Origin of the sequence: Polynucleobacter sp. MWH-Loch1C5 (genome assembly GCF_018881775.1) — a bacterium.
Classification (GTDB): Bacteria; Pseudomonadota; Gammaproteobacteria; order Burkholderiales; family Burkholderiaceae; genus Polynucleobacter.
This window is the reverse complement of the sequence record NZ_JACVPR010000001.1, coordinates 690362-703297: the sequence shown is the minus strand read 5'-3', so window position 1 is coordinate 703297 and position 12936 is coordinate 690362. Positions and strand designations below refer to the sequence as shown.

Here is a 12936-nt window from a genome sequence, read left to right as displayed (position 1 = left end):
CCAAGAAGAGCATTGATTGAATGCTTAGCTGGTTTTGCCATTTGAAACTTTTTTGTGCCAAAACAAGAACTTTTTGCAGTTTGGGCTTTAAATCGCTACCCCTGATTCGCTATAATTTTGGACTGACGTCAATAAAAATACACCTCAACGCAGAAAAATCAGGGCAAATACTGATTTGAGCAGAGGTCCTGAAGGGAAATGAGTTCATGAGTGATCAAACTGTGGATAAAAGCCGACGCAATTGGCTGATTGCAACATCCGTTGCAGGTGGTGTGGGTGGTGCAGCTGTTGCCATTCCACTTGTAAGCACCTTTGCTCCATCTGAAAAAGCAAAAGCAGCAGGTGCACCGGTTGAAGTAGATTTAACAGGTATGCAACCTGGTGAGATGCGCACTGTTGAGTGGCGCGGTAAACCAGTATGGGTAGTACGTCGTACACCAGAGCAAATTGAATCACTCAAAAAGACTGAAGGCGAACTCGCCGATCCGAAGTCAGAGCGTAATCCAAAAGATTTAACACCTGAGTATGCCCGTAACCAACATCGCTCCATCAAGCCTGAGTACTTGGTTGCCGTCGGTATTTGTTCACACTTGGGTTGTTCACCAATTACTAAATTCCAAGTTGGCGCACAGCCATCTTTGCCTGATAACTGGGAAGGTGGTTTCTTATGCCCATGCCACGGTTCGACATTCGACATGGCAGGTCGCGTATTTAAGAACAAACCAGCGCCAGATAACTTGGAGATTCCGCCACATATGTATTTGAGCGACACCAAGATTTTGGTTGGTGAAGACAAGAAAGCGTAAGGGGTAAAACATGGCTTTTAAAGAAAAAGAAGTTCCAGCAAACGCCACGCGCGGTCAAAAAATGATGGCGTGGATTGATTCACGCTTTCCCTTGACCGCTACGATTGAAGGTCACCTCACGAAATACTACGCACCAAAGAACTTTAACTTTTGGTATTTCTTTGGTTCATTAGCCATTTTGGTTTTGGCGATTCAGATCATCACCGGTATTTTCCTAGTGATGCATTACAAGCCTGATGCTGAAAAAGCATTCCAGTCTGTTGAATACATCATGCGTGAAGTTCCATGGGGCTGGTTAGTGCGCTATATGCACTCTACCGGCGCATCGATGTTCTTCGTTGTGGTTTACCTACACATGTTCCGTGGTTTGATCTACGGTTCATACAGAAAACCACGTGAACTCGTTTGGATCTTCGGTTGCGCGATTTTCTTGTGCTTAATGGCTGAAGCTTTCATGGGCTACTTGTTGCCATGGGGCCAGATGTCATACTGGGGTGCTCAGGTGATTGTGAACTTGTTTGCTGCCATCCCACTCGTGGGTCCTGATTTGTCATTATGGATTCGTGGTGACTATGTGGTGAGTGATGCAACATTGAATCGCTTCTTCTCATTCCACGTGATTGCTGTACCACTCGTCTTGATCGGTTTAGTTGCTGCCCACATTGTGGCTTTGCACGAAGTCGGTTCAAACAATCCAGATGGTATTGATATCAAAGAGAACCTCGATGCGAATGGTGTACCAGTCGACGGTATTCCTTTCCACCCCTATTACTCAGTCCATGACATCATGGGTGTGGGCGTGTTCTTGATGATCTTTGCTTTCATCGTGTTCTTCGCCCCAGAAATGAATGGTTACTTCTTAGAATTTAACAACTTCATTCCTGCGGACCCATTGAAGACACCGCCGCACATTGCACCGGTTTGGTATTTCACGCCGTTCTATTCCATGTTGCGTGCCACAACCACTGAGTTCTTGATCCCCATGTGGGTCTTTGCAGCCATCTTGTTGGGTAAAGTGATTCGTGAAACTGATTGCAAGAAAACTAAAGCTATTTGTGCTGGTGTACTCGTAGCGCTCGCTGCTGGTTTCTTCTTGTTTGATGCGAAGTTCTGGGGTGTAGTTGTAATGGGTGGCTCTGTAGTGATTTTCTTCTTCCTCCCATGGTTAGATAACTCACCTGTTAGATCTATTCGTTATCGCCCACAATTCCATAAATACATCTATGGTGTCTTTGTGGTCGCTTTCGTTGTATTGGGTTACTTGGGTATTCAGCCACCATCACCGGTGGGTGAGCGTATCTCCCAAATCGGCACCATCATTTACTTTGCTTTCTTCTTAGCGATGCCATGGTGGAGCCGTATGGGTGAGTTCAAGCCTGTGCCTACACGTGTTAATTTTGTAGCGCACTAATGCGATAACCCAAAAGGAATAAGAATATGAAAAACTTTGTATCTAAGATCCTCGGTGGCTTCGCTTTAGTCGCTGTGATGTCAACTGCACAAGCGGGTGGTAGCAACTTCCCACTCGACACTGCACCTGACCGTATTAATAGCCAAGCTGCCTTGCAGCATGGCGCTAAATTGTTTGTGAACTACTGCTTGAACTGTCATGGCGCAGTGAGCATGCGTTACAACCGTTTGCGCGATATTGGTTTAACCGATGAGCAGATCAAGCAAAATCTTTTGTTCACAGGCGACAAAGTCGGTGACCTGATGACGGTTGCGATTTCTCCAAAAGATGCGAAAGCATGGTTTGGTGCAATGCCTCCTGATTTGTCAGTGATCGCACGTTCAAAGGGTGTTGATTATCTCTACACTTATTTGCGTACTTTCTATAAAGATGACACCAAAGCCACAGGTTGGAACAATATGGCTTTCCCAAGCGTCGGTATGCCGCACGTGATGTGGGAATTACAAGGTGTGCGTACCGCTAAGTATGTCGATGAAAAAGATCCGCACGATGCCAGCAAAACCATTCATGTATTCAAAGGTTTTGAGCAAGTCACACCGGGTAAGTTAAAGCCTCAAGAGTTTGATGAGGCGATGGCAGATTTAGTTGCGTACTTGCAATGGATGGGTGAGCCAGCTCAACTCGAGCGTAAGCGTTTAGGCGTTTGGGTTTTGATGTTCTTGGCAATCTTTACTGTTTTGGCTTGGGGCCTGAATAAGGCTTACTGGAAAGACATCAAATAATTACAACTAGGAGAGCAAGCCTATGATGGTGCTGTATTCGGGCACGAACTGCCCTTTTTCTCAACGCTGCCGTTTGGTATTGTTTGAGAAAGGTATGGATTTTGAAATCCGCGATGTGGACTTGTTCAACAAGCCAGAAGACATCTCTGTCATGAACCCATACGGCCAAGTACCTATCTTGGTCGAACGAGATTTGATTTTGTATGAGTCCAACATCATCAATGAATATATTGATGAGCGTTTCCCTCATCCACAACTCATGCCGCCTGATCCTGTGGCGCGCGCCCGTGCACGTTTGTTCTTATTCAACTTTGAAAAAGAACTCTTCGTGCATGTCAGCAGCATTGAGCAAGAGAAGGCTTCTGGCAAGCCTAGCGAAAAAGTACTTGAGAAAGCACGTTCAGCGATTCGTGATCGTTTGACTCAATTAGCCCCTATTTTTGTGAAGAACAAATATATGTTGGGTGATGAGTTCTCCATGCTTGATGTGGCGATTGCGCCACTACTCTGGCGTTTAGATTATTACGAAATCGATTTGTCTCGTAATGCTGCGCCTCTCATGAAATACGCTGAGCGTATTTTTAGTCGTCCTGCTTATATCGAAGCATTGACGCCATCTGAGAAGGTCATGCGTCGTTAACGCCTAGAGTGTTAGCACGATGAACTCTACTGCCGTTCCCAGTAATAAACCTTACCTAGTTCGCGCACTATATCAATGGTGCGTGGACTACGGTTTCACACCTTATTTGGCGGTATTTGTCACTGAACAAGTCCAGGTGCCCATGGATTATGTGAACAATCAAGAAATTGTTCTGAATATTGGCCCGGATGCCTGTCAGGCATTGCAGATGGACAATGAGTGGATCACTTTTAAGGCAAGGTTTGCAGGGGTGCCACGTGACATCATGGTACCGATCACCCAAGTGATGGCTATTTATGCCAAAGAAAATGGCCAAGGTATGTCTTTCCCGGTTGAAAGACAAAACACCCCAGAGCCTACCCGCACAGCTGATACGCCAGCTATTCCATCCAAAGGAAAGCCTAGCTTAAAGATTGTGAAATAGGTTAGAATAATGCTCTTCGAGTGGCTGTAATAAAGAACAAACACTCAAAAGCCTCCTTAGTTAAATGGTATAACACTTGACTTGTAATCATGGATTGGCAGTTCGATTCTGTCAGGGGGCACCAAACTCAAAGACCTGAACTTTCAGGTCTTTTTTCTTTTTATATTTTCTTGAAGCCCCTCTGTCAATCTTGGATGAAATTTTCAAAAAGTGAGAAGCTAATGTCGCTATCAGCGACATATCAAGAAAACGTGTCGTTTTTTGAGTCATTTATCGACACGTCATGAAAACATGTCGATAAAACGGTCTTAAAACGACATGAAATTGGCCCAAAGTGCATTTTCAGTAAAAAAGTACCATATAACGGCACTATTAATTGGGGACAAAAACTTTCTGAAATAGAAATTTATTCAATAAAAACAATATAAATATTCCACATAATAAGAAAATAAACTTTTTTGATGCAATGCAACAAAAAGTCCTTGAAAAGTCACATAAGCTGCCTAAAATAGAGTTTGTGCAGTGCAATATATGCACTGCAAAAAAATTAACTAACACCAACCTCTATTTGGAGAAGACGATGAACCAAGAACAAATCACAGCAAAAATTGCTGAAATCCAAGGTGAAAACCTCAACACAGCATTTGCACTCGGCCAAAAGGCTGTAGAGCGTACACAAAAGCTCGTTGACTTGAACTTTGCTGCTACTAAAGCAGTTTTAGAAGAAGCTCAAGACAACCTCGAGCAAGTAATGTCAGCTAAAGATCCTGCTGATCTCGCATCATTAGTACAAAGCGACGTATTGGCTCCTTTGAGCACAAAATTGGCTGCTCATCAGCGTGCTGTTGCGAAGATCGTTCGCGAAGGTAACGTAGAGTTGGCAGAAGTTGCTGAAGCTCGTATCGAGCAATTCCAAGTAGGCGTACAGAACTGGGTAGACACATTGGTAGCAAACGCTCCAGCAGGTTCAGACGTATTTGTAAACGCATTGAAAACATCAATGGGTTCTGCATTGCAAGGTTTTGAGCAATTCCAAGCTGCTGCTAAAGAAGCTGCTGCTGTTGCTGAGCAAAATGCTGAGCAAGCAGTTGAAGCTTTCCAAGGTTTTGCTAACCAAGCTAAAGCTGCTGCTGTTAAGCCAGCTACACGCGCTGCTAAGCCTGCTGCACGTCGTACACGTAAGTAAGATCTCCTCCTGGTCAACGAAAGAAGACCAACTAGAACCCGCTAGCGATAGCGGGTTTTTTTATTGCAAAAAATGAATGTGCTGAAAAATGCTGTGATTAAGCGTCGTCGCTAGTATCGAGCAATTGGTTCGGTAAAGATTTATTGGGCTTCACTCCCAACTTTTTGACGTTCTCAGCCGTGCGTATGAGATTACCTTTACCCGTTTTGAGTTTATTTACGGCGTCACCATAACTAACTTGAGCTTGCTCTAAGCGCTGCCCGACTTTTTCAAGATCATCGACAAAGCCTACAAACTTGTCATAGAGATTGGCGCACTGACGGGCAATTTCTTGGGCATTGCGATTCTGATGCTCTTGTCGCCAGACATGAGCCACTGTTCTAACGGTGGCTAATAGAGTGCTTGGGCAAACTAAAACAATATTTTTACGTAAAGCCTCTTGATAAATATCAGGGGCATGTCGCATAGCTGCCAAGAAGGCGGGCTCAACGGGGATGAACATCAAAACAAAATCAATCGAGCCTAGAGCATATAAATCTTGGTAATTCTTCGCAGATAAGCCTTGGATATGCTGTCGAATCGATTGCACATGGGCGCTCAGCTCAGCATTCTTCTGCGACTCATCATCGGCTTGCATATAACGCGTATAAGCAGTGATTGATACTTTGGAGTCAATCACCAAATGCTTAGCTTCCGGTAAACGAATCACCACGTCGGGCTGTAGACGTGAACCATCTGCCATCGTTTGTGTATCCTGAACCAGATACTCCTCACCTTTACGCAGACCTGAGTTTTCTAATATGGTTTCAAGAACCAGTTCACCCCAATCACCTTGGGTCTTAGATTCCCCTTTGAGGGCATTGGTCAGCGCCTTGGTGTCATTGCTCATCTGTAAATTCAGGCCTGCTAAACGCTCGATTTCTTGCTTGAGGGCAAAACGTTCTCTGGCCTCATTTTGGTAGGTGTCATTGACCTGTTGGCGGAACTCACTTAACTTTTCTGAAAGAGGTTTTAAGAGCACATTGAGATTCTCTTGATTTTGTAGAGCAAAGCGACGTGATTTCTCTTCTAAGATTTCATTGGCTAAATTCTTAAATTGATTCGATAGGGCGTCTTTTGCTTCTTGGGTGGAAGATTGCAAGAGGGCTATTTTTTCGGCAGCTTGACGACGTTCTGCCTCTAATTCAGCTTCTAGACGGGCACGTAATTGGCTTTCTTTGAGGGCATAAATGCCAGCTCCCAGTGCTATCAGAATCGCCACAGCTAATAATATTTCGATCATAAGTAATAAGAATGATTAATCCAGGAATGGAATCATCATACCGTTGAACAGCCCTGATGTTCTAAAAAATGAATGAGAAATGTTACAAATAAAAACGGGCTTTAAAGAAAGCCCGTTTTAGAAGTAAAAGCGTTTGTTTAGGCTTTTAAGAGTTGCTGTAATTCACCACTTTGATACATCTCGGTCATGATGTCTGAGCCCCCAATGAACTCACCTTTGACATAGAGTTGTGGAATTGTCGGCCAGTTGGCATAAGTCTTAATGCCTTGACGAATCGCCTCGTCTTCTAAGACGTTCACGGTGTGTGGGTCAACGCCACAAGCTTGCAAAATTTGTATGGCGCGGCCAGAAAAACCGCACATCGGAAACTTTGCTGTGCCTTTCATAAAGAGCACCACAGGGTGGCCTTCAACAATCGATTTAATCTGAGCTTGAGTATCCATAAGTGTCTTTCAATGATGCAATGAATTAATAAGGCTCTATTTTAGCGAAGCCTGCCACTCGCTGCTCTGGCAATGCCCGCTAAATCATGATGGACTTCAATATCCCTAAAGCCATGGGATTGCAGCAGAGCACAGACAGCCTCCGATTGATCATAGCCATGCTCTAAGACGATATAGCCTTCATTGACAAGATAATCGGGGGCTTGGCTGATGATGGCTCGATAGGCGGATAAACCATCGCCATCATCGGTGAGAGCGCTCTGGGGCTCAAAACGCAAATCGCCCAAAGATAAGTGCTCATCGTGAGCCCGAATATAAGGTGGGTTACTCACAATCAGGTCAAAAACCTCTGATTCACAGGCGCTGTACCAATCACTCTCAAAGAGCTTGACGTTCTTTAGCCCCAGATCTTTCATATTCTCTTGGGCTATCTTCAGAGCGGCTAGACTTTTGTCACAGGCCCACACTTGAGAGTGAGGAGCATTTTTGGCAATCGTTGAGGCAATCGCTAAAGCAATCGCGCCACTACCGGTGCCTAGATCAAGTACTTTGAATGAATCTTGCCCCTGCGCCAGTTTCTTTTGTAAAAAGTCCAAAGCTATATCAACGAGTAATTCAGTATCGGGGCGGGGGATTAAAACTGCAGGGCTTACTTTTAAGCGAATATCGTAAAAATCACGATAACCTAATATATAAGCTACAGGCTCACCCTTTAGGCGTCTTTGACAGTAGCTCTGCCAAGTGCTGATGAATGATTCAGGCAAAGTTTCTAAATCACGTGTGATGAGGGCACTACTGGGCCACTGCAGTACCTCTTCTACTAAATGTTTCAGTAGTGCGCGTGTATCGCTACTACCTAGCGGACTTTCTTTTACAAGCTCGCGCAAGCAGCTCATGAATGTTTAGTTATCACCCAAAGAGGCAAGCAGTTCTGCTTGATGTTCAGCGGCCAAGCCATTGAGTAATTCTTCAATATCGCCATCCATCATCGCATCAATCTTATAGAGTGTCAGATTGATACGGTGATCGGTAATACGACCTTGCGGAAAGTTATACGTTCTAATGCGATCGCTACGATCGCCAGAACCCACCAAGCTCTTACGGGTCTCCGCTTCTTTATTGTGCGCTTCACGACGCTTAGCATCCATGATGCGTGCCACTAGCACTTTCATCGCTTGTTCTTTGTTGCGATGTTGACTGCGGTCATCTTGGCATTCCACTACAGTGCCTGTAGGCAAGTGCGTAATACGGACTGCTGAATCAGTTTTATTAATATGCTGACCACCTGCGCCTGAAGCGCGGAAGGTATCGATTCTTAAATCGGCTGGATTAATCTGAATATCTTCAATCTCATCGGCTTCAGGCATCACTGCTACCGTACAGGCAGAGGTATGTATACGGCCTTGAGTCTCGGTTTGGGGTACACGTTGCACACGATGGCCACCGGATTCAAATTTAAGGCGCGAGTAGGCTCCTTGACCCACGATACGCACAATCACTTCTTTATAGCCCCCTAAGTCAGATTCTGAAGTGCTCACAATCTCAACTTGCCAGCGCCGACGCTCAGCATAGCGGGTATACATGCGTAATAAATCTGCCGCAAAGAGTGCGCTTTCGTCGCCACCTGTCCCTGCACGGATTTCTAGGAAGATATTTTTATCGTCATTCGGATCTTTGGGCAGTAGCAGTTTTTGTAAATCAATTTGCAACTGGGCCATGCGTTCACGCGCTGCAGAAATCTCATCAGCAGCAAACTCTTTCATTTCAGGATCGTTTTGCATCTCTAAAGCGGCTGCTTCATCGCGCTCAGCTTGCAAATATTGCTGAAAATGCTCTACCACTGGGCCGATCTCCGCATGCTCACGATTGAGCTTGCGATATTGGTCCATATCCTTCGTGATTTCTTCCTGAACGAGCAGGGCATTGAGTTCTTCGAGTCGAGCATCAAGCTGCTCGAGCTTCGTACGCATACTTTGTTTCATCTATTTGTCGGATGGGTTTGCCCGGAATAATTGGGGCAAGATTTTCATGAGGGCTTCGCGTTCTTCACCTTGGGCATGCTGCAAAGCATGCAAAGAACCGTGCAGGAATTTATTAGTTAAACCTTGGGCGAGTTGATCGAGGACTAAGGCTGGATCTTCACCGCGCGCTAGAAGACGGCGGGCTCTTTCCAGTTCAAAATCTTTTAGATGATCGCCTCTTTGACGCAGATCTTGAATGAGCGGTACAGTGCCGCGCGTTTCTAGCCAGTGCATAAAATGCGCCACACGCGTTTCAATAATCGCTTCGGCTTGACCAATCGCAGCTTTACGCAAATCACTGCCTGATTGCACAATCTCACCGAGATCATCAACGGTGTACAGATAAATATCATTGAGGCGCGCAATTTCAGGTTCAATGTCGCGAGGAACTGCTAAATCGACCATCACCATGGGGCGATGACGACGGGCACGGATTGCGCTTTCTACCATGCCTAAGCCAATAATCGGTAATGAGCTCGCAGTACAGGAGACCACAATATCAAACTCATGTAATCGTTGTGGCAAGTCGGCTAAGCGAAAAGATTCCGTTTTCAGTCCTTGTTCCGCTAATTCATCAGCTAATTCTTGACCGCGCTCGAGTGTCCGGTTAGCTACTGCCACGAGTTGCGGATGGCGAGCTGCGAAATGAGTCGCGCACAGACTAATCATTTCACCAGCGCCAATAAAGAGAACCTTTTGCTGTGAAACGCTTTCAAAAATACGTTCAGCTAAACGAACCGCCGCCGCCGCCATAGAAATCGAGTGAGCCCCAATCTCAGTGGTGCCACGAACTTCTTTAGCCACTTGAAATGTTTTCTGAAACAGTTGATTCAGATAGGTTCCTAGTGAGCCAGCTTCATCAGCGCTACGAACTGCATCTTTCATTTGCCCCAAGATTTGAGTTTCACCGACCACCATCGAGTCTAGGCCACACGCGACGCGAAACGCGTGGCGTACAGCTTGTGACTGAGGTAAGACATAAACATGGGGAGCTAAATCAGAGTGATCTAAACCTTTAGAGCGTGCCAACCAATCAATCGTTAAATTTTTTAAACCATCAGATGCCACGACTTGATTTTCATCATTGGCCGCGCAATACAATTCAGTGCGATTGCAGGTCGATAAAATAGTTGCTTCAGGAAGGGTTGATTTCGATACACTGCTTAAGTGGTCACGCAAATGATGCAAGGCAGGCTGAATCGTCTCAGGTGAAAATGCCACCTGTTCACGGACCTCGACAGGAGCCGTGTGATGATTGATGCCTAGCGTCAGTATCTGCATGGCGAAATTATAAGTTTTCTCAGGCTTTTCATGGGGTTTTATGGGCTTTTTGGCATTTTTGATCTTTGGTGGTGGCTCAAGTCTGGCTAGTTTTTACCTATTTCCCGGTAAAACACCTGCCAAAGGCAGTCGTTTTCAGCGTTTTGCCAGAAAAATCCTCATTCCCATACTTTTAGGCACTTTTACTAGTTATGCACTCAGCACTCTAGGCCAGGCTTTGCAATGGTTCCGTGCTGGCCAAATACAAGAATGGCTGCTAGCAGGGCTAGCAGCCATCATCATTGGGCTGTTGTACCGTCAGGCTATACGTTAAAGAGGAAATTCATCACATCGCCATCTTTGACGATGTATTCCTTACCTTCAGCTCGCATCTTGCCCGCTTCTTTAGCACCGCTTTCGCCTTGATACGTGATGTAGTCTTCATAAGCAATGGTTTGCGCACGAATAAAGCCACGTTCAAAGTCTGTATGAATCACGCCCGCTGCCTGGGGGGCGGTATCACCAATCCGAATCGTCCAAGCGCGTACTTCTTTAACACCTGCGGTGAAGTAGGTTTGTAAACCGAGCAGGCTAAAACCAGCTCGAATCACACGATTAAGCCCCGGCTCTTGCATACCCATATCGGCTAAGAACTCGGCTTTATCAGCATCTTCCATATCGGCAATCTCTGCTTCAATCGCGGCGCATACCGCAACCACGGGAGATTTTTCATGGGCAGCATGAGCTTTGACCGCTTCTAGATGAGGATTGTTTTCAAAGCCATCTTCTTTGACGTTGGCCACATACATCACTGGCTTGGCGGTAATCAAACAGAGAGGCTTGAGTAGTTTTTGTTCTTCTTCAGATAAATTCAGGCCACGTACTGGTTTTGCTTGATTGAGTTGCTCGGAAACCTTTTGCAGCACTGCCACCATCGCGATTGCTTCTTTGTCGTTACCTGATTTGGCGGCTTTGCTGTAACGCTGTTGCGCTTTTTCAACAGTGCCTAAGTCAGCAAGTGCTAACTCTGTATCAATTACCCCGATATCGGCTAAAGGATCGACTTTGCCTGCCACGTGAATCACATTGCCGTCTTCAAAGCAGCGCACCACGTGGGCAATCGCGTCGGTTTCACGGATATTGGCTAAGAACTGATTACCCAAACCCTCGCCCTTTGAGGCGCCGGCAACCAAACCAGCGATATCCACAAACTCGACCACAGCAGGCAGGATTCTTTCAGGTTTAACGATCGCCGCTAACTTCTCTAAACGTGGATCTGGTACCTCGACCACCCCGACATTGGGCTCAATGGTGCAAAAAGGGTAGTTTTCGGCTGCAATGCCTGCCTTCGTTAAGGCATTAAATAAAGTGGATTTACCCACATTCGGTAGTCCGACGATCCCGCATTTCAAAGACATAGCGTTTATTATTCCAGTTATGGTGAATTACGATCTTATTGTTGTCGGTGCAGGTATTACCGGCAAAGCCACAGCTTTGCGCATGGCTCAGCTCGGACTTCAGGTTTTACACATTGCACCCAGTTTCGATCCCGGCTTCAATTGTAATGAATCTGGCCGCTGGGATAGCCGTATTTATGCTTTATCGGCTAGTTCGCAAGCCTTACTCGCTAAATTGCAGGTTTGGGATGCTATGGATCACTCCCGTATTCAAGTGGTCTCGGATATGCGTATTTTTGGGGATAGCACTCGTTTTGATGATGAGCTACATTTTTCAGCCTACAGCGCGACCGTGCCCCAATTAGCTTGGATTGTGGAATCAAGCCATATCGAAAAAACACTAGATCTGGCGACCCAATTTCAAAAAGGCATCACACGTATTACCGACACGGTCAAAGATTTCATGCAGCATACTGACTCAATTGAGGTCCATACTGAGAAAAGTACTTATCAAGCGAAGTTGATGTTGGCCGCTGATGGCGCACGTTCACCCACCCGTGAGCGTCTGAATATTGAAACGCTCACGAATGACTATGAGCAAACCGCAGTCGTTGCCAATTTTGCGATTGAACAGCCTCATCGCGGTACTGCTTATCAATGGTTTTTGCCCGGCGGGGAGATTCTGGCATTACTACCACTGGCTGGCTCTTATGTCTCAATGGTGTGGTCTGCGCAAAGAGAGCATGCAGAAGAGATCCTCAAGATGGATGCCAAGACCTTAGCTCAGCATTTACTGATGGCGGGTGAGCAGAGTGTGCGTAAGCATTACCCAACACTCACTCTAGTGACAGACCCACAACCTTTCCCTCTACGACGTATTCGCGCCAAGCAAATTTTAGGCACCGCTTCTCAAAAAAATGCCTCACAGGATGAGAGCAATATGACGCCGCGCATCATATTGCTAGGTGATGCGGCGCACGTTATGCACCCATTAGCGGGACAAGGTTTAAACCTCGGTCTCAGAGACGTGGCAAGCTTAGGTGAATTATTCGAAGCAAGAGAATCATTTAGAAGTATTGATGATCGAACACTCTTAAGACGTTACGAGCGCTCTAGACAAGGGGATACAGATGCGCTCTTATTAGTGACTGATCGACTGCAAAAGTTATTCAGTCACGACTCTGAGGTGCTCAAGGGAATACGTAATATGGGTTTGCGTCTACTCAATCGTAGTGATTTTGCAAAACGCCAGTTAATTCAAAAAGCTCTGGCTTAATAAGGACT

At 45.8% G+C, this 12936-nt stretch carries 14 protein-coding genes and 1 tRNA gene; 9 read left to right on the top strand and 6 right to left on the bottom strand.

Annotation, left to right across the window (positions count from 1 at the left end; genetic code table 11):
• Positions 1-206: 206 nt before the first annotated feature.
• The 7 genes from petA to ICE94_RS03480 all read left to right on the top strand — a co-directional run bounded on the left by petA (position 207) and on the right by ICE94_RS03480 (position 5249).
• Positions 207-806, top strand: coding sequence for a ubiquinol-cytochrome c reductase iron-sulfur subunit (gene petA, locus ICE94_RS03510; RefSeq protein WP_216148910.1), 600 nt, complete (start codon positions 207-209; stop codon positions 804-806).
• 10 nt (positions 807-816) lie between these two features.
• Positions 817-2217 carry a cytochrome bc complex cytochrome b subunit gene (locus ICE94_RS03505; protein WP_216148907.1) on the top strand — a complete coding sequence of 467 codons (1401 nt, stop codon included), beginning with the start codon at positions 817-819 and terminating at the stop codon, positions 2215-2217.
• 26 nt (positions 2218-2243) lie between these two features.
• Positions 2244-2999: a cytochrome c1 gene (locus ICE94_RS03500; protein ID WP_216148904.1), complete on the top strand. Its 756-nt coding sequence runs from the start codon at positions 2244-2246 to the stop codon at positions 2997-2999.
• A 22-nt stretch (positions 3000-3021) separates the two neighbouring features.
• Positions 3022-3639, top strand: a complete 618-nt coding sequence (locus ICE94_RS03495; protein ID WP_216148901.1) for a glutathione S-transferase N-terminal domain-containing protein — start codon at positions 3022-3024, stop codon at positions 3637-3639.
• A gap of 19 nt (positions 3640-3658) precedes the next feature.
• On the top strand, positions 3659-4063 hold the full coding sequence (locus ICE94_RS03490) for a ClpXP protease specificity-enhancing factor (protein ID WP_216148898.1): 405 nt from the start codon (positions 3659-3661) through the stop codon (positions 4061-4063).
• Between the two features lie 50 nt (positions 4064-4113).
• Positions 4114-4187: transfer RNA gene (locus ICE94_RS03485), tRNA-Thr, on the top strand.
• 456 nt (positions 4188-4643) lie between these two features.
• Positions 4644-5249: a phasin family protein gene (locus ICE94_RS03480; RefSeq protein WP_216148895.1), complete on the top strand. Its 606-nt coding sequence runs from the start codon at positions 4644-4646 to the stop codon at positions 5247-5249.
• Positions 5250-5346: 97 nt separating this feature from the next.
• On the opposite strand, the gene rmuC is transcribed toward ICE94_RS03480, so the two are convergent.
• From rmuC to hemA, 5 genes are all read right to left on the bottom strand, one after another.
• Positions 5347-6531, bottom strand: coding sequence for a DNA recombination protein RmuC (rmuC, locus tag ICE94_RS03475; RefSeq protein ID WP_216148892.1), 1185 nt, complete (start codon positions 6529-6531; stop codon positions 5347-5349).
• Between the two features lie 137 nt (positions 6532-6668).
• Positions 6669-6974 (bottom strand): Grx4 family monothiol glutaredoxin, encoded by a 306-nt coding sequence (grxD, locus tag ICE94_RS03470; RefSeq protein WP_216148889.1) that lies wholly within the window; start codon positions 6972-6974, stop codon positions 6669-6671.
• 41 nt (positions 6975-7015) lie between these two features.
• Positions 7016-7870: a peptide chain release factor N(5)-glutamine methyltransferase gene (prmC, locus tag ICE94_RS03465; protein ID WP_216148886.1), complete on the bottom strand. Its 855-nt coding sequence runs from the start codon at positions 7868-7870 to the stop codon at positions 7016-7018.
• Between the two features lie 6 nt (positions 7871-7876).
• Entirely contained in the window at positions 7877-8956 is a 1080-nt protein-coding gene (gene prfA, locus ICE94_RS03460; RefSeq protein WP_216148883.1) for a peptide chain release factor 1, read from the bottom strand.
• Positions 8957-10276 (bottom strand): glutamyl-tRNA reductase, encoded by a 1320-nt coding sequence (gene hemA / locus ICE94_RS03455; protein ID WP_216148880.1) that lies wholly within the window; start codon positions 10274-10276, stop codon positions 8957-8959.
• A gap of 49 nt (positions 10277-10325) precedes the next feature.
• Here hemA and ICE94_RS03450 point away from each other — a divergent pair, with 49 nt between their 5' ends.
• Positions 10326-10589: a hypothetical protein gene (locus ICE94_RS03450; protein WP_216148878.1), complete on the top strand. Its 264-nt coding sequence runs from the start codon at positions 10326-10328 to the stop codon at positions 10587-10589.
• Here the strand turns inward: ICE94_RS03450 and ychF are convergent.
• On the bottom strand, positions 10579-11673 hold the full coding sequence (gene ychF, locus ICE94_RS03445) for a redox-regulated ATPase YchF (protein WP_216148875.1): 1095 nt from the start codon (positions 11671-11673) through the stop codon (positions 10579-10581). The genes ICE94_RS03450 and ychF overlap by 11 nt on opposite strands.
• A 19-nt stretch (positions 11674-11692) precedes the next feature.
• Between ychF and ICE94_RS03440 the strand changes: the two genes are divergently transcribed.
• On the top strand, positions 11693-12928 hold the full coding sequence (locus ICE94_RS03440) for an FAD-dependent monooxygenase (RefSeq protein ID WP_216148872.1): 1236 nt from the start codon (positions 11693-11695) through the stop codon (positions 12926-12928).
• Positions 12929-12936: the final 8 nt, after the last annotated feature.